26 protein-coding genes are annotated in these 26,077 nt (G+C 62.9%); 17 read left to right on the forward strand and 9 right to left on the reverse strand.

The window, feature by feature from the left end; genetic code table 11:
* Positions 1-19 precede the first annotated feature (19 nt).
* Together QM596_RS19635 and QM596_RS19640 are read left to right on the forward strand one after the other, a co-directional pair.
* Entirely contained in the window at positions 20-433 is a 414-nt protein-coding gene (locus QM596_RS19635; protein ID WP_283309724.1) for a VOC family protein, read from the forward strand.
* Between the two features lie 29 nt (positions 434-462).
* A complete protein-coding gene (locus QM596_RS19640) occupies positions 463-837 on the forward strand; it encodes a VOC family protein (protein ID WP_019748818.1) in 375 nt (124 codons plus the stop codon).
* Between the two features lie 5 nt (positions 838-842).
* On the opposite strand, the gene QM596_RS19645 is transcribed toward QM596_RS19640, so the two are convergent.
* Positions 843-1,007 carry a hypothetical protein gene (locus tag QM596_RS19645; protein ID WP_176450600.1) on the reverse strand — a complete coding sequence of 55 codons (165 nt, stop codon included), beginning with the start codon at positions 1,005-1,007 and terminating at the stop codon, positions 843-845.
* Between the two features lie 288 nt (positions 1,008-1,295).
* On the opposite strand from QM596_RS19645, the gene QM596_RS19650 reads away from it, so the two are divergent.
* From QM596_RS19650 to QM596_RS19680, 7 genes are all read left to right on the forward strand, one after another.
* Positions 1,296-1,424 carry a hypothetical protein gene (locus tag QM596_RS19650; protein WP_021333694.1) on the forward strand — a complete coding sequence of 43 codons (129 nt, stop codon included), beginning with the start codon at positions 1,296-1,298 and terminating at the stop codon, positions 1,422-1,424.
* The gene (locus QM596_RS19655) at positions 1,408-1,923 is read left to right on the forward strand and encodes a tail fiber domain-containing protein (RefSeq protein WP_283309725.1); all 516 of its coding nucleotides are present in this window, start codon (positions 1,408-1,410) and stop codon (positions 1,921-1,923) included. Before QM596_RS19650 ends, QM596_RS19655 begins: the two co-directional genes overlap by 17 nt.
* Before the next feature lie 10 nt (positions 1,924-1,933).
* Entirely contained in the window at positions 1,934-3,907 is a 1,974-nt protein-coding gene (locus tag QM596_RS19660; protein WP_283309726.1) for a helix-turn-helix domain-containing protein, read from the forward strand.
* Positions 3,908-4,013: 106 nt separating this feature from the next.
* Positions 4,014-5,303, forward strand: a complete 1,290-nt coding sequence (locus tag QM596_RS19665; protein ID WP_283309727.1) for a hydroxymethylglutaryl-CoA reductase, degradative — start codon at positions 4,014-4,016, stop codon at positions 5,301-5,303.
* 5 nt (positions 5,304-5,308) lie between these two features.
* A complete protein-coding gene (locus tag QM596_RS19670; RefSeq protein ID WP_080910802.1) occupies positions 5,309-6,277 on the forward strand; it encodes a hydroxymethylglutaryl-CoA lyase in 969 nt (322 codons plus the stop codon).
* 61 nt (positions 6,278-6,338) lie between these two features.
* Entirely contained in the window at positions 6,339-6,845 is a 507-nt protein-coding gene (locus QM596_RS19675) for a hypothetical protein (protein ID WP_141488847.1), read from the forward strand.
* Positions 6,842-8,224, forward strand: a complete 1,383-nt coding sequence (locus tag QM596_RS19680) for a tripartite tricarboxylate transporter permease (protein WP_003941745.1) — start codon at positions 6,842-6,844, stop codon at positions 8,222-8,224. The genes QM596_RS19675 and QM596_RS19680 overlap by 4 nt, the downstream gene beginning before the upstream one ends.
* A gap of 59 nt (positions 8,225-8,283) precedes the next feature.
* On the opposite strand, the gene QM596_RS19685 is transcribed toward QM596_RS19680, so the two are convergent.
* From QM596_RS19685 to QM596_RS19695, 3 genes are all read right to left on the reverse strand, one after another.
* Positions 8,284-9,696: a GGDEF domain-containing protein gene (locus QM596_RS19685; RefSeq protein ID WP_283309728.1), complete on the reverse strand. Its 1,413-nt coding sequence runs from the start codon at positions 9,694-9,696 to the stop codon at positions 8,284-8,286.
* 80 nt (positions 9,697-9,776) lie between these two features.
* Positions 9,777-10,460: a dethiobiotin synthase gene (bioD, locus tag QM596_RS19690; protein ID WP_070386474.1), complete on the reverse strand. Its 684-nt coding sequence runs from the start codon at positions 10,458-10,460 to the stop codon at positions 9,777-9,779.
* On the reverse strand, positions 10,457-11,602 hold the full coding sequence (locus tag QM596_RS19695; RefSeq protein ID WP_283309729.1) for an 8-amino-7-oxononanoate synthase: 1,146 nt from the start codon (positions 11,600-11,602) through the stop codon (positions 10,457-10,459). Before QM596_RS19695 ends, bioD begins: the two co-directional genes overlap by 4 nt.
* A 38-nt stretch (positions 11,603-11,640) precedes the next feature.
* Here QM596_RS19695 and QM596_RS19700 point away from each other — a divergent pair, with 38 nt between their 5' ends.
* The 5 genes from QM596_RS19700 (at position 11,641) to QM596_RS19720 (ending at position 19,604) form a co-directional block, all read left to right on the forward strand.
* Entirely contained in the window at positions 11,641-12,933 is a 1,293-nt protein-coding gene (locus QM596_RS19700) for an adenosylmethionine--8-amino-7-oxononanoate transaminase (protein ID WP_069146877.1), read from the forward strand.
* Positions 12,934-12,990: 57 nt separating this feature from the next.
* Entirely contained in the window at positions 12,991-15,330 is a 2,340-nt protein-coding gene (gene glgX / locus QM596_RS19705; protein ID WP_020908048.1) for a glycogen debranching protein GlgX, read from the forward strand.
* A gap of 13 nt (positions 15,331-15,343) precedes the next feature.
* On the forward strand, positions 15,344-17,701 hold the full coding sequence (gene treY / locus QM596_RS19710) for a malto-oligosyltrehalose synthase (protein ID WP_031331647.1): 2,358 nt from the start codon (positions 15,344-15,346) through the stop codon (positions 17,699-17,701).
* A 94-nt stretch (positions 17,702-17,795) separates the two neighbouring features.
* On the forward strand, positions 17,796-18,608 hold the full coding sequence (locus tag QM596_RS19715) for a mycofactocin-coupled SDR family oxidoreductase (RefSeq protein ID WP_021333703.1): 813 nt from the start codon (positions 17,796-17,798) through the stop codon (positions 18,606-18,608).
* Positions 18,609-18,674: 66 nt separating this feature from the next.
* Positions 18,675-19,604 (forward strand): NADP-dependent oxidoreductase, encoded by a 930-nt coding sequence (locus QM596_RS19720; protein ID WP_020908050.1) that lies wholly within the window; start codon positions 18,675-18,677, stop codon positions 19,602-19,604.
* A gap of 6 nt (positions 19,605-19,610) precedes the next feature.
* Here QM596_RS19720 and QM596_RS19725 read toward each other — a convergent pair whose 3' ends face one another.
* Positions 19,611-20,030, reverse strand: a complete 420-nt coding sequence (locus QM596_RS19725; protein ID WP_021333704.1) for a PaaI family thioesterase — start codon at positions 20,028-20,030, stop codon at positions 19,611-19,613.
* A 55-nt stretch (positions 20,031-20,085) separates the two neighbouring features.
* Between QM596_RS19725 and QM596_RS19730 the strand changes: the two genes are divergently transcribed.
* Positions 20,086-20,679: a TetR/AcrR family transcriptional regulator gene (locus tag QM596_RS19730; RefSeq protein WP_019748835.1), complete on the forward strand. Its 594-nt coding sequence runs from the start codon at positions 20,086-20,088 to the stop codon at positions 20,677-20,679.
* A 34-nt stretch (positions 20,680-20,713) separates the two neighbouring features.
* Here QM596_RS19730 and QM596_RS19735 read toward each other — a convergent pair whose 3' ends face one another.
* Positions 20,714-21,598: an EamA family transporter gene (locus tag QM596_RS19735; RefSeq protein WP_283309734.1), complete on the reverse strand. Its 885-nt coding sequence runs from the start codon at positions 21,596-21,598 to the stop codon at positions 20,714-20,716.
* An 83-nt stretch (positions 21,599-21,681) separates the two neighbouring features.
* Here QM596_RS19735 and QM596_RS19740 point away from each other — a divergent pair, with 83 nt between their 5' ends.
* A complete protein-coding gene (locus tag QM596_RS19740; RefSeq protein WP_070386480.1) occupies positions 21,682-22,572 on the forward strand; it encodes a LysR family transcriptional regulator in 891 nt (296 codons plus the stop codon).
* A 1-nt stretch (position 22,573) separates the two neighbouring features.
* Here QM596_RS19740 and QM596_RS19745 read toward each other — a convergent pair whose 3' ends face one another.
* From QM596_RS19745 to QM596_RS19755, 3 genes are read right to left on the reverse strand one after another with little or no spacing between them, the layout of a single operon-like run.
* The gene (locus QM596_RS19745) at positions 22,574-22,930 is read right to left on the reverse strand and encodes a PLD nuclease N-terminal domain-containing protein (protein WP_019748838.1); all 357 of its coding nucleotides are present in this window, start codon (positions 22,928-22,930) and stop codon (positions 22,574-22,576) included.
* A gap of 57 nt (positions 22,931-22,987) precedes the next feature.
* Positions 22,988-23,611: a TetR/AcrR family transcriptional regulator gene (locus tag QM596_RS19750; RefSeq protein ID WP_019748839.1), complete on the reverse strand. Its 624-nt coding sequence runs from the start codon at positions 23,609-23,611 to the stop codon at positions 22,988-22,990.
* Positions 23,612-23,668: 57 nt separating this feature from the next.
* A complete protein-coding gene (locus QM596_RS19755) occupies positions 23,669-23,863 on the reverse strand; it encodes a DUF1918 domain-containing protein (protein ID WP_003941743.1) in 195 nt (64 codons plus the stop codon).
* A gap of 178 nt (positions 23,864-24,041) precedes the next feature.
* On the opposite strand from QM596_RS19755, the gene QM596_RS19760 reads away from it, so the two are divergent.
* A complete protein-coding gene (locus QM596_RS19760) occupies positions 24,042-26,054 on the forward strand; it encodes an MFS transporter (RefSeq protein ID WP_029255541.1) in 2,013 nt (670 codons plus the stop codon).
* The last annotated feature ends 23 nt before the right edge of the window (positions 26,055-26,077 follow it).

Raw genomic sequence — 26,077 nt, forward strand, 5'->3', positions numbered from 1 at the left:
ACCGACAGCAGGAGGACCCATGTCCGGATCCAGCATCAGCAGCATTTTGCTCTCGAGCACCAACCCCGAACGCTTGCGCGACTGGTACGCCGAGGCGTTCGCCCCGAAGGTCGACCGGACTCCCGGTGACCCTGGCTACGACGTCCTCGACTTCAACGGTTTCTACGTAATGCTCGACAGACGCGACGACGTCGGTGAGACAAACCCCCAGCCGGGTCGCATGTTCCTCAACGTCGAGACCGACGACGCCCGGTCGATCGCACAGCGCATCGACGCACTCGGCGGAAACTGGCACGCTCCGCTCGAAGTCCGCGGGGGCAGTTTGTTCGCCACCGCGATCGACCCCGACGGAAACTACGTTCAGATCATCGAGTTCAGCGAGGAAGCCAGGGCCGACATGGAATCCGGAATGACGGATTCCATACCCACCTAGTCCGACAACAGCTAGGAACGGAGACAGTCATGCTTGCGGACACCAAAGCATTCAGCGGATTTTCGGTGACAGACATCGATGCTGCAAAGAAGTTCTACGGCGAAATACTCGGGCTGAAAGTGACCGATGAAGACATGGGGCTGATTCGGCTACATCTTGCCGGCGGAACCGAAATCCTCGTCTATCCCAAACCGAATCACGAAGCGGCGACGTACACGATTCTCAACTTCGTCGTCGACGACATCGACACAACCGTCGATCAACTGACCGCACGTGGCGTGGAGTTTCTGAAATACGACGGATTCCCCCAGGATGCGCGAGGCATCATGCGTGGCAACGGCCCCGACATCGCGTGGTTCACCGATCCAGCCGGCAATGTTCTGTCGGTAATCAAGGAGTCCTGACGCGCTTAACCGCTGAACAGCTGTGACTGCCGCTGTTCAGCGGTGTCGGTGTTCGAGCGTTCTGCTTCCGCAGTTTCACGCTCGGCCGCCAGTTGCTCGGCGCTTTTTGCGTCGACAACGGGCTCCGACGCGCTGAGGTCGGAAAACAAGCCATTGCTCGATTCGTTCACATGCCACCCTTTTGCCTGGTCATCGTTGCCGCGCGCAGATAAACCTGCGTTAGAGATCGGTCGATGGCTACTTGATTACTGCCGCCCGTACGGCGCCGACAAGGCGCCGATGACCCAGCAGTTCTTGACCCAGTGTTGCACGCCTGTGTTTTCCACGAGAAATTCGGTCCAGACGGGTTGTCATCGCCCGCACGGCGGAGCAATGTGAAAGATGAGCGCGGAGCAGGTCGGCAGCACTTTCGTCGGACACCTGGCCCCTCAATTCACCGCACAATTTTTGGAGGAATCATGTTGGGAATTGCTTTGGGCCTCGGCAGCGCTGCTGTCGGAATCGGCCTCGGACTACTGGGCGCGGGAGCGGGAATTCTGCTGAGCGACAAGACCGTCAAAACTGCGCGACGTGACCTCACCGCCTGACGAGGGCGAGCGCACTGACTATTTGGACACTCGGGTCAGCACTCGGGTCAACGCGGCGATGCGCCACCCCGCGCAGTGGGTGCTCTCGCACGCCACACGTCGCCGCGGCGTGGACACAGACGCAGCCGTTCCCACCAGCGCCCAGGACGTGCTCGACCGGTTGACGGCTCTCCGAATCAGCACGTGGAGTTACGGTTTCGACCACAAGTCGATCCGTCATCTCGGACCGATGGCACAGGATTTTGCCGCAGTCTTCGGCCTGGGATCCAACACCCGTCGGATCTCGGCCGTCGATGCAAACGGCGTCTGCATGGCGAGCATCCAAGCATTGAACCGCAAAGTTCTCGCCCTCGAGACAAAGGTCAGCGCGCTCGAGAAGGACATGGACAGACTGCACGAAGAACAGGGAGGCGCGGGTACGGATCGAAATGCATTAGAAGTCAACAACAGTCACACATCCCCGCCGCTCGACGAGTTCGGTAGGTCCGCAGGTCTGTAGTTTGTTCGGTGTGACCGCCCCTGATTCAGACTCCGACTCGGAACCCAACGAGATTGCCGCGCTGTTCGACGTGACGTCCGACTCCGTCGGTGACGAACATGTCGAGCAGGTACTTTCCGAATTCGGCCTCGGCGCAACGGAGATCACGCAGACCGCGGCCCGCATCCGGGCCAGTCGGTCGGAATTCCGCCGACTGCGCCGTCGCGAGAACGAATTGGCGGTCCTCTACTCGAGTGCGCGTGAACTCGCGCAAGTTCGCGACGTGGACACTCTGCTCCAGCGACTCGTCAACCGAGCACACGACATCATGGGCACCGACGTCACGTACCTCTCCGAGTTCGATGTGGTCACCAGAGATCTGAATGTTCGAAAGACAGCAGGCGCCGTCTCGCCGGAGCTACAGCATTTGCAGGTTCCTGCCGGCGCGGGACTGGTCAGTGCGATTGCCGAATCTCGAGCAGCCCAATGGGTTCAGAACTACAGCGACTACACGCAGTCGCGTCACGACGAGGTGGTCGACGCCGCGATAGTCGCCGAAGGTCTGGTGGCGATTCTCGGCGTGCCGATGCTCTCGGACGGCCAGATCCTCGGAGTCCTGTTTGCCGCCGACCGCCGGGAACGACGATTTACTGCCGATCAGATAGCCCTGCTCTCGGCGCTGGCGGATCATGCCTCGGTGGTCCTGCAAACCGCGCGGGCGCTCGACCTCGCCGAGGAATCCGCCGCCGAGACCGGGCGAGCACTCGACGAACTGCGGGAGCACGTGTCCGCGCGCGACAAGTCGAACATCGTCCACCAGGATCTGATCCACGCCGTTCTCCGTGGCGGCGGATACGCCCAGGTTGCACGAACCCTCAGCAGCGCACTCGAGCGCGGCACCGTCGTGGTCGACAGTGAGCTACGCCCTCTGGTCAAATCCTCGGGCGAGCAGATCACGACGGTGCCGTTGTCTCTACCTCGCGCCGTGTCCGAGGCCATCGACCAGAGTCGCCGAAGCGGCCGATGCACGTTTGTCGCCGATGACAGTGAAACCGTGATCCAACTCGTCAGCGCCATCACCGCCGGCGAATCATTCCTCGGGGCCATCTTGCTGAATCGTTCGGACGCGCCGATCGGACCTGTCGAACTCAGGACCGTGGAACGGGCCGCTCAGGTTACTGCGATCCTCGTGTTGCAACACACGGCGGCGGCAGCAGCGGATCGGCGCGCACGTGACGAACTGGTCGCCGATCTGTTGAGCACTGCGCCCGAGCGCAGGCGCGATCTCGAACGTCGGACCCGCAACCTCGGCATCTCCCTCGGCGAACTCGATACCGTCCTCGTGGTGTCGGTTGCTCCGGAACTCCGCACCGCTGCGCTCCGCGCAATCGGGCAGAGTTTGCCGGTCGGGGCTTTGGCGTCGCAGCACGCCGGATTGATCGCGGTGGTCTCGCGCTCGGGGAACCCGGCAGCCGCGGCCACCGTCGTTCACCGCCAGATCACCGGTTCGGTGGGACCTCACGCCGTGGTGATTGCGCCGGCAACGGCGGAGCGTCCCGAAGACCTCCCGGCGCGCTTCACCTCTGCCCTGCGTACTGCTCGCCTGCTCTCGGCGTTGGGCAAGACCGACGGCGCGGTCACGACGGCGTCGTATCTGCCGTACACCGTTCTGTTCGGCGAAAATCCGGAATCACTTCATCAGTTCATCGATGACGTGATCGGCCCGGTACTCGCCTACGATCGCGACAAGGACACCGATCTCACTGCGACCCTGCGCGCCCTCGTGCGCAACGAAGGAAGCCCGACCAAGGCTGCCCGCGCCCTCAACTATCACCCGAACACCGTCATTCAGCGTCTCGAGCGCATCCGCACGCTCCTCGGTCACTCGTGGCGTGAAGACGAGAACTTCTTTCGGGTGTCCATGGCGACGAGGCTCGACGAGCTTCGGCAAGTGGGCGCCGAAGAGGCCGGGGGTGAGACCGTCGACAAAGACGGTGGTGCATGACACTACAATTTCGACCGATCGATGTGCCCTGAGCACGTGGCCTGGCAGCCATCACCCTCCCTACTGTGAAGCGGAGCACAGAATCACTTCAGGAGGACCACCCCCCGTGTCAATCAACAGCCGGTCTATCAATAGCCGTATCGCCAATTTCCGGTCCTACGATGTCGCCGCACGGCGCGCCGAGATCGTCCGCCAGACGGACCTGACCGAAGCAGACATCGCGGTCTACGACGCTGCCGACGGTCTCACCATCGATCAGGCCGATCGCATGGTCGAGAACGTAGTCGGCGTCATCGGCATCCCGGTCGGCGTCGCCACCAACTTCACGATCAACGGCACGGACTACCTGATCCCTCTCGCCACCGAGGAGCCGTCGGTAGTCGCAGCCGCGAGTAACGCTGCCCGCATCGCACGCGGACTCGGCGGCTTTCACGTCTCGAGCACCCCGCCGATCATGCAGGCCCAGATACAACTCGTCGACGTCGTGGATCCGGCGGCCGCCCGAATCCGACTCCTCGAGGCTCGCGAGGAAATCATTGCACTCGCCAACGAGCAGGACCCGAAGTTGGTCAGCGTCGGCGGTGGTGTGAAGGACATTTCGGTTCGCATCGTTCCTTCGGACAAGGCCACCTACGTGGTCCTCCATCTTCATGTCAACGTACGAGATGCCATGGGCGCCAACGCCGTCAACACGATGGCCGAGGCAATCGCGGATCGAGTCGCCGAGATCGGCGGCGGACACGTCGTCCTGCGCATTCTCACCAACAAGGCCGATCTGCGGCTGACGCGCGTGCGCGCCGTGTTCGACGCCGAATTGATCGGCGGCGCAGAGGTTGTGGACAACCTGATCCATGCCGCGCGCTTGGCGGAGCTGGATCCCTACCGCGCCGCGACGCACAACAAGGGCATCATGAACGGCATCAGCGCCGTAGTGCTGGCTACCGGAAATGACACGCGCGCAGTCGAAGCCGGATGCCACTCCCATGCAGTCAACGCCGACGGAATCTACTCCTCGCTCTCGCATTTCGAGAAGAATGCCGACGGAAACATCGTCGGCACCCTCGAGCTGCCCATGCCGGTCGGCCTCGTCGGCGGGGCCACCAAAGTGCACCCCGTAGCGCAGGCCGCAATCAAGATGCTCGGCGTCGAGAGCGCCGAGGAACTCGCCGGCATCATCCTGGCAGTCGGTCTGGCGCAGAACCTGGCCGCTGTCCGCGTTCTGGCCAGTGAAGGTGTCCAACGCGGACACATGGGACTGCACGCCCGCAACATCGCTGCCACCGCCGGAGCGCAGAAGAGCGAGATCGACGCCGTGGTCGCACGCCTGATCGCGGACAAGAGCATTCGCGTCGAACATGCCGAGAAGGTTCTCGCCGAGATCCGCGGCGGAAACTGACGACAATGACCGAAACAGTTGCAGGATCACCAGTGTGGAAGCCGGCGCCTCATCGAGTGCCGGCGCCGGGACTACCGACCTCGGTCCGGATCTACGAAGTCGGGCCACGCGACGGACTTCAAGCAGAGACGGCGGTGATCCCGACCGAGACGAAAGCCCAGTTCATCGAACGCCTCGTCGCGGCCGGTTCCCGCACTGTCGAATTGACGAGCTTCGTCTCACCTCGATGGATCCCGCAACTCGCGGACGCGGAAGAATTGATGGATCGGCTGCACCTGCCGGACTCGGTACGTACGGTCGTTCTTGTCCCGAACCGCAAGGGTCTCGAGCGGGCCGTTGCCGCCGGAGCGCGCGAAGTTGCAGTATTCGTCAGCGCTACAGAGGAATTTGCTAAACGAAACCTCAACTCGACGGTAGACGGCGCTATAGCCGCGGCCACCGAGGTCACTGCCGCCGCAAGAGCTCTGGGACTTCCCGTCCGCGGCTACATCTCGATGTGCTTCGGCGACCCTTGGGAAGGCACTGTGCCCGTCGAACGTGTCGCCGACATCGCGAAGACCCTGGTCGACAGCGGTGTCACGTCACTCTCACTCGGCGACACCATCGGCGTCGGCACACCTGGCCATGTGCTCGCCTTACTCGACGCCCTCCGAGAACGTGGCATCCCCACATCGCAGATCGCCATGCACTTTCACGACACCTACGGCCAGGCGCTGTCGAACGTCTATGCGTCGTTGACCGCTGGAGTATCCGAATTCGACAGTTCAGCAGGTGGTCTCGGACGGTGCCCGTACGCCAAGGGCGCGACCGGGAATCTCGCCACCGAGGACCTGGTGTGGATGCTCCACGGCCTCGGGATCGACACCGGCATCGACCTGGATTCCCTTACCGACACAAGTAGTTGGATGGCCGAACAGATCGGACACTCGAGTCCGTCCCGAGTCGTCACCGCCCTCCGCGCAGCACGTACCTGACACTCGCACGCAAGCCCCTCCCTGTACGACCCCCTGCCATGCATGACACTGGAGAAGACTGATGTCACCACCGCAGTCGGCAACGACGCCGACCACCACAACCGCGCCGACCGATCAGCAGACATACCTCGAAGTCTGGGGCGACACTGTCAACGGTCGACACCTCGCGATCTCCGTCGCAGTCGGCAGTGTCGTGGGCGCCTCGGCTCTGCTTGCGGCCCAGTCGCTGTTCGAACGGGTCGTCAGCGAACCGTCGTTGGCCCAGGCGTACAGCCTGCTGGTCGGGATCGCGGCCTGCCTGCTCGCCGGCGTCGTCTGCGGAGTCTTCATCAAGCCGAAGCGGATAGTCGCCTTGGCCGCCGCCGACGCGGAGTCGATCGACGGTGTCATCACGACGATGAGTGAGCAGCGGCAGGGTCTGGGCACTCTCGCCGACATTCCGGAGCAGAGTCGACAGGAACTTCGCGAACTCGGTCTGTACGACCACTTCGCCGCTGCCGAGGCCGAGCACGCACAGGCCTCGAAGACATCGCCCTCGAACCCGCCGAAGGGCGGTGGGCGCGCATGAGTTCGGTTCTGACCAACGAAATTCTCATCGCCGTTCTCTTCGGCATCATCGGTGCTGTCGCGTTCACGTTCATCGGATTGATCTCCGGCACAGACGAGACCGCCACCATCGCACCGCTGACTCTGCTCGTGATTCTGCTCGGCGCTCCCCCGGCGGCAGTCTTCACGTTCTTCCTCTCCGGTGCGATCGCCAAACACATGACGCATGCGGTGCCGACGATGCTGCTGGGCATTCCCGGCGACACGATGGCGATTCCGCTCTTGCCGGAAGCGCAGATGATGCGCTCACTCGGCATCCCGCACATCGCACTCCGCAAGGCGATCTCGGGAGCAGTGATCTCGGCGTTCGTCGCCGTGCCGGTTGCCGTCCTGTTCGCGACCATCCTCGCGCCGTTCGCCGACACCGTTCAGTCGATCGCACCGTGGCTGTTCCTGGTCGCCGCCATCGGCATCGCCTACGCCTCACCAGGCCGCTGGGCCGGGGTGGTCGCCCTCGTTCCGTTTGTCATCTTGATCCTCGGTGCCCGCGCGTTGACGTCGAATTACGATGTGTCGCTGAACATCAGCTACTTCCTGGCCATTGCGGTCGGGCCGCTGATCGCCGACCTCGCGCTGACCCTGGGGCCGTCGAGCCGCAAGGACATGGAACGCAGCGAACCCAAGACCGTCGCACTGGCCCCGGACATCAAAGGATGGAAGGGATACTTCCCCAATCCTCTGAAGGTCCTCGATCGCAAGCAGATCGGTTACACCGCAGCCGCTTCCACGGTGTCGAGCGCAACGTTCGTTTTCAGCCCCGTCGCCATGACAGTTCTGATGGGTGAGCTGGTAGGTGCGCGGATCAAGAACGGCTATCACCGACTGACCACCATGGTCTCGGCAAAGAACGGTACGACGGAATCCACTTACATCGCGGAAACCCTCATCCCTCTCGTGGCCTTCGGCCTTCCGCTCAGCCCGCTGGCAGCAGGTCCCGCGGCCCCTCTGTTCAACGCTCCGCCGGTCTTCGAGACCAATCAGGAAACCGGAGTGATCAACAATCTCTCCACGTACCTGACGCAGTGGGAGTTCCTGCTCTACGGACTGCTCGCAGTGGTCACGGCAACGGTCATCGCGTACCCGTTTGCCATGAACTACGCGTACCGCGCTGCGTCAGCGGTGGTCAAGCACATCAGTCACGAAGCTGTGATCGCGGTGTTCACGGGACTGGTTGTGGTCATCAGCATCTGGGAGGGCGGCATCCTCGGGCTTCTGATCACCGTGACGGTCGGCCTGGTCGGTGGCCTTCTCGGGCGCCTGTTCAAGATTCACGGCGGTGTTCTGTTCATGGGTTACTACGTGGCGCTGTTCAGTGTTCCTGCCCTGATCAATCTGTTCTGATTCGCTGGATTCCACCAACACGTGCGGACCCGCAAGAATGCGGGTCCGCACGTGTTTCTTCAGCTACCGACCGTGAGCGCCACGGTTCGATTCCGGTCCAGCTTCTTCGCTCGGTACAACGCCTCGTCGGCGCAATCGACCAATTGCGTCAGGTCTGCGTCGCCGTGGGGTGAACGTGCGACGCCGATGCTGACCGTCGGCCCGAGTTCACCCAACACCGCCGACGAATTCTCCGCTTGTGCGCGTCGAATCATCTCGGCCGTTTCGGTCGCACCCTCGAGATCGACGCCGGCCATCAGTACGACGAACTCCTCACCGCCCAACCGGGCGAAGAGATGCTTGTCATCGAGGTTCCGCCGCACCTGATCGGCAAAACTCACCAACGCGGTATCGCCGGCGCGATGACTGAGGTTGTCGTTCACCATCTTGAAGTGATCCAGATCCATCATCAGGACGCTCACCGGACGACCAGAGTGGCGACGCGGATCGGGCGCACCCGTCACGCTGCCGCCTCGCCGCAAGAACTCGTCCCGGCGCAACGCACCGGTGAGATCGTCGTGGGTGACGGCCTGTGTGAGTGCCTCGAGCGCGCGGCGGCGCTCGAGGATCACACACGCCACCGCGATCGGCGCTACCGCCAGCAACGACAATCCGATCTGGACGGACGCACTGACGGGCGAGACGCCTTCGCTGGACAATCCGAGATGCCCGTCGGCCGTCAGTACCAACGTCCAGGCAGTTGATGCGGCGGTGAGCACCGACGTGACAAAGACATTGGTGAGCAAAGCGGCAGTCACCAGCGCCGGCATGGCAAACGCGATCGCTCCGGCGCCGCCGATCACCCACTCCAAGATGATGCAGATGGCCAGCAGCGCTGTCGGAACAACTGATCGACGCAGAAGTGTGGCAACAGCTTTCGGGTCTCGATCCACCCGCCGAAGCGAAGGGAAACTCAGCACCAACGGGACGATGGTCATGTAGTTGACGAACTCACTCGAGAACCAGAGCAACCAGCCGTCCCACCACTGCCCGCCGAACAGCACGCGGTTCGCGATTCCGCCCACGAGCGCCGCCATCGACGCGGCCACGACAGTCATCGACACGAGATAGCCGACGGACTGAATACTGGTCAGTCGACGATCGTCGCCGCCCACCCAGCGGAAGGCGTAAAAGCCACTCGCAACACCGACGATGTTGGCCGCGTTGAGCCACACCGTGGACTCCCACGCCCCGCCCGTGATGAGGTCGGCTCCAACGTAGCCGGCTGCAGCGCAGATCCAGGTGAGCGGTGTGGCCGAGCGCGGCGATCGAAAGAGAATCCCGAGAAGCAGCGCATTGGCCGGCCAGAAGACAGCAAGCGTGCCCGGTAGGCGGCTCAGAATTCCGACCAGGCACGAGGCGAAGACGACTACGCCGACAAGCAGTGCGCGACGTACGGCCGATGACGACAACGACTTTTCGACCGTGCTCACCACCTACATTCGGCTGACCTACTCACAATTCGCCCCACTGTGCCTTGGCTATCGATGCAGACAAATCGGATGTTACGGCGTCAGTTGGCCAAAGGAGACTTACCGAGCGCGCCCCAAGCGGTCTGAGCAAACTCTTGGACACTCTCGCTGCCACTTCCCGCAGGCATCAACCCGAGAAGGGGAACACCACTGACCGAGACAAGATCCTCGCGATTGCATCTCTCGGCGAGGTCCGGTTCCTGCGGCCACGAACCGATCACCAACCCGGCGCATTCCACACCGGATGCACCCAGCGCTTCCACGGTCAGAGCGGTGTGATTTAGCGTGCCCAGGCCGGACGCAACCACCAGCACTACCGGTGCTGCCAGAGCTGCGGCGAGATCGCGCGCGGTGAACCCGTCCACCCCCAACCGAACCAACAAGCCGCCGGCACCTTCGATCAGGGTCAAGTCGTGGGTGGTGTCCAGGTCGCGAGCAACTCGGACTACGTCGTCGAGCTCCAACAACGGGAGACCACTTCGACGGGCAGCAGTATCCGGCGCCAAAGGTTCGGGATACCGCGCCAACTCGACCAGCGTCACGCCGCCACCGGTCAGACGCTCGATCTCGGCCAGATCACCCGCACCGTCCACGTCGACGCCGGTCTGGGCCGGTTTGAGCACTGCAACCGACTTGCCCGACTGCAAGGCCACCGATGCCAATGCGGCTGTCACCACTGTTTTTCCGACGTCGGTCGACGTTCCGGTCACCAGGAGAACGCTCATGCTCGGGCACCGGCCAAGACGTCGCGCAGTACGAGAGCGATCTGCTCCATCTCGGATGCGGACAGCGTCGCTCGTGCGGTCAGACGCAGCCGTGACGTTCCTTCCGGAACGGACGGCGGGCGGAAGCAACCGACATGCAACCCCTGGTCCCGGCACGCCGACCCGGCATCGAACGCCCGTTGCGGATCGCCGAGAACGACCGAGACGACAGCAGATTCAGGCGACGGTGCGCCGGTGACGTCGGCGAGTTCGGATGCCCGGGCCAGGACGTCGAGCGCTCGCGTCGGCTCGCGCTGGAGTACGGCGAGTGCAGCTCTGGCCGCGCCGACAGCGGCGGGAGCGAGACCGGTGTCGAAGATGAACGTTCGTGCCGCGTCGATGAGATGCGCGCGAATCTTGTTGTCGCCGAGTACAACTCCGCCCTGGCTGGCGAGCGACTTGGACAGCGTTGCCGTCACGACGACGTCAGGTTCACCCGCCAGGCCCGACTCGTGGACGAGTCCACGTCCACCGGCACCGCGCACACCGATGCCATGCGCCTCGTCGACCAGCAGGATCGCCCCGTACTCGCGGCACACCTGATGCATCTCCCGCAGCGGCGCGAGGTCGCCGTCGGCGCTGAAGACCGAATCCGTGACGACCAGCGCTCGCTCTTCCACTCTGCTGCGCAACGTGTCGGCGAGAAAGCTCACGTCCGAATGCGGAGCTACCGCAACCCGGGCACGTGACAGGCGGCAGGCATCCACGAGTGAGGCATGCGATCCCGCATCGGAGACGATCAACGATCCGGGACCCGAGAGCGCCGTCACCGCGCCGAGATTGGCTGTGTAGCCGGAAGAGAAGACCAGTCCGGAGTCCGCCCCGACGAACTCGGCCAGTTCGACTTCGAGCAGTTCGTGTTCGGTGGTGGTGCCGGTGACCAGACGCGAACCCGTGGCGCCCGCGCCCCAACGACGCAGAGCCGCCGTTGCACCCTCGATCACGTCGGGGTGCCGCACGAGTCCGAGGTAATCGTTCGACGCCAGGTCGATCAACGGGGAGTCGACCGTGCGAGGACGGAGTTCGCGGCGCAGTCCAGCGGCCCTACGGTCCGCTTCGACGGCAGTGAGCCAATTCAGCGAGGTGTTCACTTTTCCGACCATACTTGAACACCGTTCAACTCAATGGTTAGGGTGCATCCGTGCTCACAACCGGACTTGATCCCCATGACGTCTCCGCCATCGATGCCGATGTCCTCTGGCATCCGTACGGATCATTTCCCGCGTCGACTCGTCCGCTGATCGTCGACTCTGCCCAGGGGGCTACCCTCACGCTCTCCGACGGCCGCCGATTGGTCGACGGAATGAGCTCGTGGTGGGCCGCCATTCACGGATACCGCAATCCCGTGCTCGACACTGCTGCTGCACGGCAGCTGGGCAAGATGAGTCATGTCATGTTCGGCGGACTGACGCACGAACCCGCCGCTCGCCTCGGGCGACTGCTCGTCGACATCACACCACCTCACCTCGACAAGGTGTTCCTCTCCGACTCCGGTTCGGTGGCCGTCGAAGTAGCAGTCAAGATGTGCCTGCAGTACTGGCGGAGCCTCGGAAAACCGTCGAAGAATCGTTTGATGACCTGGCGCGGTGGATATCACGGCGACACATTCACCCCCATGAGCGTCTGCGACCCCGACGGCGGCATGCACTCTCTCTGGACCGACGTCCTTCGCCCTCAGGTCTTCGCGCAGACTCCCCCGGCGGACTATCTCCCCGAATACGTGCAGGAGTTGGAAACGCTGCTGGCCGAGCATCACGACGAGTTGGCCGCGGTGATCGTCGAACCGGTAGTCCAAGGCGCCGGCGGAATGCGTTTCCACGACCCCGCATACCTGATCGACCTCCGTAACCTCTGCGACAAATACCAAGTCCTCCTGGTCTTCGACGAGATCGCGACCGGATTCGGACGCACCGGTGAACTGTTCGCCGCCGATCATGCCGGCGTCAGTCCCGACGTCATGTGCGTCGGCAAGGCACTGACCGGCGGGTACATGAGTCTGGCGGCAACGCTGTGCACCACGGAGATCGCAGAGACCATCACTGCCGGCGAGGGCGGCGGACTGATGCACGGCCCCACCTTCATGGGCAATCCACTCGCGTGCGCTGTCGCGGTCGCGTCGACCGAACTTCTGCTCGCAATGGACTGGCGGCGTGACGTCGCAACCCTCGAACGTGGCCTCACTCGCGGCCTCGCCGAAGCCGTCACAATTTCCGGGGTGGTGGACGTTCGAGTCAAAGGCGGAATCGGGGTGATCGAGCTCGAGCAGCCGGTCGAGATGCAGAGCGCAACCGATGCGGCCGTCGACGCCGGGGTCTGGCTTCGACCGTTCCGCAACCTGGTGTACGCGATGCCTCCGTACCTGTGTTCGGACGCGGAGGTGGAACAGATCACAGCCGGAATGCTTGCAACCGCCCGCAGCCAGGCGAAACGGTGATCAGCGGCGTAGACAGTCGACAAGATTCGATCGGCTGCACCCGATAGGGTCTGATTCATGGATCAACCGCCGAGCGCGCCCTCAGCCACTCCCATCCCGGTATGGCCTGGCAGTGCGTACCCACTCGGTGCCACCTACGACGGCGCGGGGACCAATTTCTCGCTCTTCTCCGAGGTCGCCGAAGCCGTCGAACTGTGCCTGATCGCCAAGGACGGCACCGAAACCCGCATTCGGATGGACGAGGTCGACGGTTACGTCTGGCATGCGTACCTTCCGTCCGTGTCCCCCGGCCAGCGATACGGCTACCGCGTGCACGGGCCGTACGATCCGGCTGCAGGTCTGCGCTGCGATCCGAGCAAACTCCTGCTGGACCCGTACGGAAAAGCGTTCGACGGAGACTTCGACGGAGATCGTTCACTGTTCTCGTACGACGTCGAGTCGGCGGCGGACCCCGAACCTGCTGGAGACGACGAAACTCCTGCCGTGGAGCCGGAAGAAGCCACCGACGAAACGAGTTCGGAGGCCGAATCGGGCGAGGTGGGCCTCGAAGACGAGTCACCCACGGACGATCAGGAATCGGACGAGAGCCTCGACCCAGAACCCTTCGATCCCGAACCGCTCGTCGACGAACCCGCTACCATCCCTTTCCCCCAACATGATTCGCTCGGTCACACGATGTCGACCGTCGTCATCAATCCGTTCTTCGACTGGGCATCCGACCGCTCGCCGAAGCGTCCGTACCACGAGACGGTCATCTACGAAGCGCACGTCAAGGGTATGACCGCGACGCACCCCGGAGTTCCGGAGGAATTGCGCGGCACTTACGCCGGACTCGCGCATCCGGTGATCATCGAGCACCTCACCAATCTGGGTGTCACGGCGATCGAACTGATGCCGGTCCATCAGTTCATGCACGACCAGGTGCTGCTCGATCAGGGACTGCGAAACTACTGGGGCTACAACACCTTCGGCTTTCTTGCTCCGCACACCGACTACTCCTCGGCCGCCAAACCCGATGCGGCCGTGGCGGAATTCAAGGCAATGGTGCGCAGTTTCCACCAGGCGGGTATCGAGGTGATCCTCGACGTGGTCTACAACCACACCGCCGAGGGCAACCACATGGGGCCGACCATCAGCTTCCGCGGAATCGACAACGCCGCCTACTACCGACTGGTCGACGGCGACGAAGCGCACTACATGGACTACACCGGAACGGGCAACAGCCTCAATGCCCGTCATCCGCACACCCTGCAATTGATCATGGACTCGCTGCGGTACTGGGTCACCGAAATGCATGTCGACGGTTTCCGCTTCGACCTGGCCTCGACACTCGCCCGTGAACTGCACGACGTGGACCGCCTTTCCGCCTTCTTCGATCTGGTGCAACAGGATCCGATCGTCAGTCAGGTGAAACTGATCGCCGAACCGTGGGACGTCGGCGAAGGCGGTTACCAGGTCGGCAACTTCCCAGGCCTGTGGACCGAATGGAACGGCAAGTACCGCGATACCGTCCGCGACTACTGGCGTGGTGAGCCGGCAACGCTGGGCGAGTTCGCTTCCCGCCTCACCGGATCCTCTGATCTCTACGAGGCGACCGGACGTCGCCCCGGCGCGAGCATCAATTTTGTCATCGCCCACGACGGTTTCACCCTGCACGACCTCGTCTCGTACAACGAGAAGCACAACGAAGCCAACGGCGAGAACAACAACGACGGCGAATCGCACAACCGATCCTGGAACTGCGGCGTCGAAGGCCCCACAGACGACCCCGAAATCCTCGAACTGCGTGGACGTCAGAGCCGAAACATCCTGGCTACGCTGATGCTCAGCCAGGGCACCCCGATGCTTGCTCACGGCGACGAGATGGGCCGAACTCAGCAGGGTAATAACAACGTTTACTGCCAGGATTCGGAACTGTCATGGATGGATTGGACTCTCGCGGAAACCAATGCGGACCTCGTCGAGTTCACCAAGCGCGCAATTGCCTTGCGCGCCAAGAACCCGGTCTTCCGGCGTCGTCGATTCTTCGAGGGCCGACCCATTCGAAGTGGCGATCAGGGCCGAGACATCGCCTGGCTCACGCCGTCGGGCGAGGAGATGACTCCGGCCGACTGGGACAGCGGTTTCGGTAAGTCGTTGGCCGTCTTTCTCAACGGCGACGCGATCCCGGAACCGAACTACCGCGGCGAGCGTGTCACGGGAGATTCGTTCCTCCTGTGTTTCAACGCTCACTACGAAGATCTCGAATTCTCCACCCCCAACGCGGACTACGCGTCGGAGTGGACCGTCGTACTCGACACCTCGGTCCCCACTGGTGAGAGCGATACCGTGATCAAGGCCGGAACAACATTGGATGTAAAAGCGCGAGCATTGACGGTACTTCGCAGAACCGCCTGAGGGAGACGTGCACATGGCCCCGATAACCAGCACCTACCGACTGCAGTTGCGACCGGATGCATTCACTCTTCGTGATGCGGCCGCACAGGTGGACTACTTCGAGGCATTGGGGGTCTCACATCTTTATCTCTCCCCCATCCTCACTGCGACGTCCGGGTCGACGCACGGCTACGACGTCACCGATCCGACGACCGTGTCCGAAGGACTTGGTGGCCGCGAGGCTTTGGTGGAGCTATCGCGCGCGGTTCGATCACGTGGGATGGGCCTGATCGTCGATCTGGTCCCCAACCATGTCGGTGTCGCCAAACCTCGCGAAAATGCTTGGTGGTGGGACGTTCTCACGCACGGGCAGTCGTCGGAGTACGCGGATTTCTTCGACATCGATTGGGCCGAGGACAACGGAGCCAACGGCAAACTCTCGCTCCCGGTGCTGGGCAGCCAGGACGATCTCGACGCACTGACTGTCGAGAAGGATGGTGAGGAAACACTTCTCGCGTTCTACGAGCACCGCTTCCCTGTCGCCTCCGGCACCGAATTCGGATCTCCACAGGAGGTCCACTCCAGGCAGTCGTACCGACTCGTACCGTGGAACGCCGGAATCATCAACTACCGACGGTTCTTTGCCGTCAACGAACTCGCTGCACTGCGCCAAGAGGACCCCAAAGTCTTCGAACTCTGCCATCGGCAATTGAAGTCGTGGGTCGATGAAGGACTGATCGACGGCGTTCGCATCGATCACCCGGACGGACTCGCCGATCCGGCGGAGTATCTGGGGCGCCTGCGGGAACTGATCGGACCAGATCAGTGGCTCGTGATCGAAAAGATCCTCGGCCATACGGAACCACTCGATCCTCTGCTCCCGATCGACGGCACCACCGGATACGACGCACTCAATCAACTGGGCGGCATTTTCGTCGATCCCGCCGCCGAACTCGAATTGACCGAACTCTCCGCAGATCTGACCGGCGACGACGGGGACAGTACGTGGTTGCATCACACCGAACGTCAGTTCAAACGCGACACCGGGCGCGGTGACCTTGCACCCGAGGTTCGCAGACTCGTGCGCGCAATCCGACGCGAAACCGGAAGTCGTTGCAGTGAGACCGAACTGAACGACGCAGTTGTCGTCGCGATCGCTCGGATGCCGGTCTATCGATCCGACTACAGTCCGCTCGCCGGTTTGGCCGCTCGTATCGTCGGCGACATGCACGAACTGGCGCCTGGGCATGAAGCGGCGTTCAACGTGCTGGCGCAATCCCTGGTGAACGGCGGTGAAGCGGCGGTTCGCTTCCAGCAGGTGTGCGGCGCCGTCATGGCGAAGTCCGTCGAAGATCGACTCTTCTATCGGACGGCGCGACTGGTCTCACGTCAGGAAGTCGGCGGCAACCCGGCATCACTTGCCGTCTCCGTCGCCGAATTCCATCTCCACAACGCGGACCGAGCGAAGCGGTGGCCGCGGGCGATGACGAGTCTGTCCACTCACGACACCAAACGCGGCGAGGACGTGCGGGCACGGATCGGTGTTGTGTCTCAGGTGCCGACCCTGTGGTCCCGGCTGATTCGCGAGTGGGAAAACGTCTGCCCCAGCCCTGATCCGCTGACCGGATTGTTTTTGTGGCAGAACATCATCGGCGTGTGGCCGGCGGACGGCCGCTCCGCAGCCTCGGTTCCAGAGCTGCGCGAGCGTTTACACGCCTACGCAGAAAAGGCCGTCCGCGAGTCCGGCGCCAGGACTTCCTGGAACGATCCGGACGTCGGCTTCGAGTCGGCAGTGCACCGCTGGATCGACGAGGTGATCGACGGACCTGTCGCTGATTCGGTCAGCGAATTCGTCGGCCGGATCGCGCGTCACGGCTGGGCGGACTCTCTGGGCCAAAAGCTGCTCCAACTCCTCGGGCCCGGCGTTCCCGACGTCTACCAGGGCACGGAGCTGTGGGAGGACTCGCTGGTCGACCCGGACAACCGGCGCGTTATCGACTACGGAACGAGGCGATCGCTGCTCGAATCCGGCGCCGCGCCGATCGACGCGACAGGAACCGCAAAGTTGCACCTCGTTCGCACGGCACTGACACTGCGGCGGGAGAACCCCTCGTGGTTCGATCACGGTGAGTACCGGCCCATCTTCGCTTCAGGTTCCGGATCCGGTCATCTGGTCGGCTTCTCGCGCGGCCCGGCAGGTGATCCGCCCATGGTCGTTGCTCTTGCGACGCGACATTCGCTCGGCCTATCGGCGCACGGCTGGCGAGACACCCGAATCGACCTTCCCGAAGGCGAATGGGTCGACGCGCTGAGCGGACAACCCGTCACGTCCGCAGATGCGCGCGATGTCTTCGCCGACGGACCATGTGCCCTGTTGACCAGGGTGTGCTGAGCGGTTTCCGCTGACTGGACATTCACCCCCGAAAAGAACTTCGTCGCGCTAACTTCCGAAGAGCAGATCGTCACCACTATTCGGAGGTTTGAGCATGACTGCCAATCGATACACCGGAAAAGTTGCCTTCATCACCGGAGCAGCCCGCGGTCAGGGGCGGGCGGAAGCTGTCCGGCTGGCAGAAGAGGGCGCAGACATCATCGCCGTCGACGCGTGTGTTCAATTCGAATCCACGTCTTACGCCGGCGCCACCGAAGACGACCTGGCCGAGACAGTCGAACTGGTCAAGGCTCTGGACCGACGAATTGTCGCTACCAAGACCGACGTCCGCGACTTCTCTGCGCTGTCCGCGGCGCTCGATGCCGGCATCGACGAACTGGGGCGCCTCGACGTCGTCGTCGCGAACGCCGGAATCTGTTCTGCCAACATGTCCTGGGAAATCACGCCCGAGCAGTGGCAGGAAACGCTCGACGTCAACCTGACCGGCGTCTTTCACACCGCCAAGGCAGCGATCCCGCACCTGATCAAGCAAGGCGCCGGTGGCTCGATCATCTTCACCAGCTCCGTCGCCGGCCTGCGTGGGCTCCCCTTCCTCGGCCACTACGTCGCGAGCAAACACGGCATCACCGGTCTGGCCAAGACGATGGCCTCGGAATTGGGGCAGTACAACATTCGGGTCAACACCATCCACCCGCACGGCGTGGAAACCGGAATGCAGATGACGGACATGCGGCCGCTCATCGACGCCAACGCTCACACCCTCGGTCCGATCTTCATGCAGACCTTGCCAGACCCGGTCAGCCAGCCGGAGGACATCGCCGCAGCCGTCGCGTTCCTCGGTTCCGACGAGGCCCATCACATCACCGGCATCGCGATGCCGCTCGATCTGGGGACCCTGATCCGCTGATCGAATCTTCTCGAGTTTTTCCCGTCCTCGGGGAATATCGCTTCCCCGAGGACGGTTGCGCGAGACATGACCAAAACTGTTGTAGCGCAGACGTACGGCACGCCCGAGGTCCTGGAGCTGGTGGACATCGATTTACCGGCGCCGAAATCAGGTGAAGTCCTGGTCGACGTGAAGGCGATCGGCGTCAATCCCTTCGACTTCAAGCTCTACAGCGGTGCTTTCGGCACTGATCCCGAGAAACTTCCGATCCGCCTCGGCGGCGAGGCAGCGGGCGTCGTCTCGGCGGTCGGCGACGGCGTTACCGGTGTTGCAGTCGGCGACGAGGTGATCGTCAGCCCCGGCAACGGTCTTTACGCCGAACAGGTAGTCGTTCCGGTCTCCTCGATCACCGCGAAGCCCGCCGGCATCAGCTGGGAACAGGCGGCCGGACTCCTTCTCGTCGGCGGAACTGCAGTCGACGCCCTCGACACCATTCGCGTCGGCTCCGGGGACACCGTCCTCATCCACGGCGCGTCCGGTGGCGTCGGCGCTATTGCGGTTCAGCTCGCCGCAGCACGCGGTGCCACCGTGATCGGCACTGCGGGAGCATCGAATCAGGACTACGTGCGCTCGCTCGGCGCCACGCCGGTGCTCTACGGCGAGGGCCTCGAAGCCCGCGTTCGTGAACTCGCACCGAACGGTGTCGACGCCGCTTTCGACACCGCCGGAACTGACGAAGCCGTCGATACATCTCTGGCGTTGGTCACCGACAAGAGCCGTATCGTCACCATCGTCGCGTTCGGACGCGCCCAGACCGACGGCTTCGCGTCTGTCGGCGGAGGCAATCCGGCAAGTGCCGAAGCACGTTTGAAGGCTCGCTCCGAACTGGTCGAACAAGCCGGGTCCGGACACCTCACCGTGAAGATCGCCAAGACCTTCCCGCTCGCAGACGTCGCACTCGCTCACACCGAGTTGCAGAGTTCTCATCCCGCCGGGAAGTTCATCCTCATTCCCTGAGGTTCCCTAAGCCTGAACGGCGAGTGGAACCAAGAGGGTAGTGCCGAACGCGACGAGCACGGATTCGCCTTCGCGTTCGGCATGTACCTCGGCAGTGACGAACACCTGCTTGCGCCCAGCCTTGACCGAGCGTGCCGTGGCGACGAATGCCGTTCCTACTCCCGGGCTCACGAAATTGACCGCGCAGTTGGACGCCGCCACGACACCAACCTGTGTAAAGGCAGCAAATCCGCACGCAGTGTCGATAAGTCCCGCCACAAGCGCAGCGTGCAAGTGTCCCGAGTACTGGCCAAGATCCTCACGCCATTCGAGCCGCAGGCAGACATGTCCTGGTTCGGCCTCCGTCACTTCGAATCCGGCCCACCGGTTGAAGGCCGCCGAGGCGTTGACTGCGCGCAACTGTTCCAGCATTTCCGAATTTTCCATGTAGACCAGTCTACATAGATTGTGGTGGATCGCTGGGGTGTTTAAGCTCCAACTCGTGGCGACTCCCCCGAAACACCGCGAAGCACTGGTACGAGCTGCAGCCGATCTGTTTCGCCGCCAGGGGTATGCGGCTACGGGGCTCAACGAGATCCTCAAGTCGAGTGGCGCCCCGAAAGGTTCGCTCTACCACTACTTTCCCGGCGGCAAAGAGCAGATCGGCGAAGAGGTCGTCCGCGTCGGCGGGCAGTTGGTCACCGACACTCTGACCGAACTCGCCGACAACCACCCGGACGCCGGAGCACTGCTGCGCGAGTATGCGCGGTTGCTCGCTGGATGGGTGAGCGATTCGGACTTCCACGAAGGCTCGCCGATCACGACGGTGTTGTTGGAACTTGCCCCCGATTCGGAGAGCGTGACAGCCGCAGGACAGGCGGTCTACCGACAGTGGACTTCGCTACTGCGCGACTCACTGATCGAGTCCGGTGTCGCACGCACTCGAGCGGAACGGCTTGCCGTCCTGGCAGTGTCCGCACTCGAGGGTTCGCTGGTGCGGGCTCGCGTCGAACGATCAGGTCAGCCGATCCTCGATTCCCTCGGCGAGGTCGCCGACGTGTTCGCCGGAGCAATCGCTGCGGCAGCCGTGCACTGAGCCGACACACCCTGAGCGAACGGCACTCTCGGTCTCATGAAGGCGCCGAAAGGTACGTTCGCTCGGAATCGGAGGGTGGGCCTGCCGGCTTCCCGCCACCACCGCGGGTCGCGCCGATCCCCGCGACGACGACGCATGCGATACCTGCCACTGCCAGAACACTCGGAACCTGTTGCAGCACAACAAGACCGATGAGCTGCGCGAATGCGGGTTCGAGACTCATCAGCGTGCCGAATGCTGCCGTCGACAGCCGCCGCAGCGAGACCATCTCCAGAACGAACGGCACGACGGGCAGCAAGATCGCAAGTCCGAGGCCCACGAGAACCAGGTGCGGGGTCAGCCGCCCAATGGCCGAGTGGCCCACGGCAATTGTCGCGGCCAACCCGGCAACCGCCATCGACACCGCCAGCCCGTTGATACCGGCAACCTCGTCGCCGACCCGCTGGGTGAGCAGTATGTACATCGCCCAGCAGAGCGCCGCGCCAAGTGCGTACGCCACACCGACCAGATCGACTGTCCCTGCCCACGGTTCGGTGAGAAGGACTACGCCCACGCCTGCCAGAACCGGCCACAGAACGCGGCCACGCCCCCGGAGCAAAGCAACCGTCAGCGGACCCAAGAACTCCAGCGCGCTTGCCGTTCCCAGAGGAAGACGCTCGACGGCCGCCATGAACAACAGCGTCATGCCGGCGGTGACCACACCCAGGACCACGCAGGCCAGAAACGCTTTGCGAGTGAACGCGGAGGGACGGGGCCTGACGATGATCAGAAGAATGATGCCCGCCCAGGCGAGACGTATCCACGCTGCTCCGTCTGCTCCGAGCTGATCGATCAGACCCACCGACACGGCGAGCCCGAGCTGCACGCACAACATCGCCAGAACAGCCAGGCCCACTCCGGCCCGCGCTTTCGTATCCATAGCTGAATTGAACGGGACGCCAACCGTTCGTGTCCACGCGATTTTGACCTACATTATGTTCACGATTAGTGAATGATCGAACGATGGAAACCCGTCGACTCCATCTCCTCCTCGAACTCTCCCGCTTGGGTTCCATGCGCGCGGTCGCCGAAGCTCACAACCTCACGACATCGACAGTGTCCCAACAGCTCGCGGCTTTGACCGCGGAAACCGGTACTGCATTGATCGAACCGGAAGGCCGACGCGTTCGCCTCACACCTGCCGGTCAACGACTCGCCGATCATGCCGTCACCATCCTGGCAGCCGTGGATGCAGCTCGCCTGGACCTCGATCCGACCGCCGAACCGGAGGGGACATTGAGAGTCGGCGGATTCGCTACTGCCGTCAGAACCGCGATGCTCCCCGTCGCCCTGAGCCTGCAACACAGCCATCCACAGGTAGACGTGGTGATCTGCGAGTACGAACCGGCCGAGGCTTTTGCCCTACTCGAACGAGATGACCTGGACCTCGCGCTGACGTACGACTACAACCTCGCCCCCGCATCCCCGAGCTCGTTACTCGAAGCACTACCGCTCTGGTCGACGCCGTGGGGATTATGCGTTCCCGACAACGCCCACACGCCCGACGAGTCCACGAAATCCGGGATCGATCTCCGCGCCTTCGCAGACACACCATGGATAGTGAACTCACGAAACACAGCCGACGAGCGGGCCGTGCGAACCCTCGCGTCACTGGCTGGATTCACCCCTCGGATCACTCACCAGATCGACAGTCTCGACTTGGTCGAACTCTTGATCCTCAGTGGTTACGGCGTGGGGCTGATGCCACTCGAACGCAAAACCCGCGAAGGCGTACGCGTCGTGCCGCTGACCGATCCGCCTGTCATCCTCACCGCCTATGCGGTGACGCGTCGCGGCCGATCGTCGTGGCCGCCGCTTCGGCTCGTGCTGGACCGTCTCACGGCCTACCGATAACTCAAATCCGATCAGCGTCGCCGTCGCGGCGCTGCTGCTTGGCAATTCGACGCTGCTCTTCCGCCCGCTCGCGGCACTGACGCAAGAATGCTTCGTCCGCCGCCGGATCCTGCGCAACGGCGCGTCCCGGACGCTCGTATTCGCCGTAACCGGTTGGGCCGACGTAACCGCGGGGCGCGTTCTGTCCGCGCCCGACCACCAGCCACAGAACGGACCCCAAGGTGGGAAGGAAGATGATGATCAGAATCCAGACGACCTTGGGTAGGTACTGGATGTAGGCGTCATCTCTCGTGATGGCGTCGACGATGCAGAAAATCCACAGCAACATCGTGATGAGGCCGAACAAGGCATAGGGCACGCTGGCGATTCCTCCCGAGAATAAAAAACCCTCGCCATGCTAACGAAAACAGACCGATTAGTACATTAGATTCTGGCGAATGTTGAACTCGAGCCATCCTCGGTATGCATCGACATCCCATCCACTGACCCGACGCAATTGCTGATGAAGCTGAGGCGAGACGAAAGCGGCAAGTATGCCCGCGGCTTTCTCGAGCGAAATCTCGGGCCTCAACAATCCATGCTCGGACAGACCCTCGGCTATCGACATCGCATTGACGGCCGACTGATCCGACGATTCCTCGGACAGTCGCCGCATGTCGGCATCCGCACCTGACGATTCGACCGCGACCATCATCAGAGCGCCGGCACGTTCGAGCAGTCCGATGCCCTGTGCCACGATCTGGGAGACGATCCGGCGAACGTCATCGGGGTCCGAGGCCAGGTTCGGCGCGCCGAGTGGAACCTCGTCGGCATCGAGCGCCGCGGCGAGGGCCGCTTCGAAGATCTCGAGCTTCCCGCCCGGGAAGGCTGTGAACACCGTCCGGTTGGCGACGCCGGCCGAGTCGGCAATCTGTTTGACGGTGGCACTGACGTATCCGTCTCGGACAAACAAGGTCGTCGCCGCATCACGAATGAGTTCACGCGTTCGCTGTGCGGAGGCTTCACGCACGCGGGAGTGGTACTGGCGTCTGCCCTCCATTGCGCACACTTTAGCCGCATTCGATGCAACGGCCATGCATGGAAAGAATCGTGCAGTTCAGGAGCCTTTTCCGGGGTGATCTATCCAGCCGTCGCTACCGGGAAACACCAACGCCTCGTGCCCGTTGTCGTACCTGACCAAATAGGGCGGCCCTCCGTCCTCCCCGTGGACTTCGAGGACCTCGGCAGTTACCTCCGCCTGCCCAACCACGCGCCCCTGGACATGGAGACGGTCACCCACTTCGGCATGCATCACTCCTCCTCGCTGCCCGCTCGCGCGGGCGCAGACCAACCACTGACGTTGTTCCCGCGATACCGACTTGGAAACCCTGGGCAGGTTGCCGTCGTGAGGAATCGCATATTCACCGAAGGTGACAGCGAGGGGTGAACAGTGGTTCACTCATGGGTAAATTCCCGTTCACCACCGCCGCGTGAAGGACCCTCTCTTGGCATTGCACTCGTCTCCGACCACTCGCCGTTCAAGTCGGCTCATCACCGCAATTCTCTGTCTTTCCGGCACCGTGGTCGCGCTGCAGCAAACGATGGTCATTCCGTTGTTGCCCGATTTCCCGAAAATCCTCGGCGTCAGCGCTGACGACGCCTCCTGGCTCGTCACCGTCACACTCCTCACGAGCGCCGTCGCCACTCCGATCGTCTCCCGCCTGGCGGACATGTTCGGAAAACGACGCATGATGCTGATCTCGATGACGATGATCGTGGTCGGATCACTGGTCGCGGCGATCGGCGGCAACTTTGTCGCCCTGCTGATCGGACGTGGTCTCCAGGGTTTCGCGATCTCGATGATCCCCGTCGGAATCAGCATCATGCGCGACGAACTGCCCAAGGAGAAGGTGGCGTCGGCAACAGCCTTGATGAGTGCCACTCTCGGAATCGGCAGCGCACTCGGGCTCCCCCTGTCCGGGTTGATCTTCGAGCATCTAGGCTGGCCCGCCATCTTCTGGCTCTCGGCAATCGTGGGCGTCCTGTTGATCATCGCGGTAGCCGCCGTCGTCCCGGAATCGAGTGTTCGCACCCGCGGCAAATTCGACTTCCTCGGCGCGGTCATGCTCTCGACAGCACTCACGGCGATCCTCCTCGCCATCTCCAAGGGGGCTCGTTGGGGATGGACGAGCGAACTGACATTGCTCATGTTCGTCATAGGAATCGTGACGCTCGCACTGTGGTTCCCATACGAACTCCGGGTCACCCAGCCGATGGTCGACTTGCGAACGTCGGCCAAGCGGCCCGTTCTGCTGACCAACGTCGCCTCGATCCTCGTCGGCTTCTCGATGTATGCGAACAACCTCTCCACCACTCAGCAACTCCAGATGCCGAAGATCTCCGGCTACGGCTTCGAACTGGGAGTGATGGCGGCCGGACTGTGCATGATTCCGGCAGGCCTCGCGATGGTCTTCTTCGCTCCCGTCTCCGCGAACATCACGAAGCGATTCGGAGCCAAGATCACCCTGATCGTCGGCGGCACTGTGCTCGCGCTCGCCTACATCGCGCGCGTGTTCCTGACCGGCTCGATAGCACTGATCATCATCAGCGCGGCGGTGGTCAGCATCGGAACTGCAATCGCCTACTCCGCGATGCCGATGCTGATCATGCGATCGGTTCCGATCACCGAAACCGCGTCCGCAAACGGCCTCAATTCGCTGCTCCGCTCAGTCGGTACGTCCACATCCAGCGCAGTGGTTGCCGCCATGCTCACCTCGATGGTCATCCCGTCCGGGCCGGGCGAGGGCCTTCCGTCGATCGACGCCTTCAAGAACATCTTCTGGCTGGCCGCCCTCGCCGCCGTGGCTGCTGCCGCTGCCGCTGCGTTCATTCCTCGCCGCGGCGCAAAACCGGAAACGGCGCTTCGCCCGGTGACCCCGGAAGGGTTCGAGCTTCCCGACGCCGCCGTGTCCGAAACGGAAATTGTGGTTGCCGGTCGTGTGGTCCGAGCCGACAGCCGACCGATCCGGCAGGCTGTTGTCACCGTGATGGATATGGAGGGGCGACCGATCGACTGGAGTCGCGCCGACAACGAGGGCAACTTCTCCCTCGCACTACCCCGGCCCGGACGGTACTTGGTGGTGACGAGTGCCGACGGCTGGTCCCCTCGGTCGCAGGTGATCGCTTTCGACAGCGCGCAATCGACGCACACCGTCGAACTCGGTGACCGCCTCACCATCTCCGGCAAGGTCGGAGTCGACGGCCGAACAACCTCGGGAACCGTCGTCACACTCACGAAACCGACCGGCGAATTCGTCGCATCCACCGTCACCGACGGAACCGGGCACTACGGAATCGCACTCCCGACATCCGGCCGGTACATCCTGACCGCGCTGACCGAGAGTGGACACGGCACATTGGCTCGTCAGATAGCGGTCATCGCGCAGTCCACCGTCGTCGACTTCGACGTACCCGTCGATGCCGAGCCGTTGACGACAGTATGAGCAACCAAACGCATGGCGATCGG

The sequence above is a fragment of the Rhodococcus sp. IEGM 1406 genome, assembly GCF_030056745.1.
GTDB classification, from domain to species: domain Bacteria; phylum Actinomycetota; class Actinomycetes; order Mycobacteriales; family Mycobacteriaceae; genus Rhodococcus_F; species Rhodococcus_F erythropolis.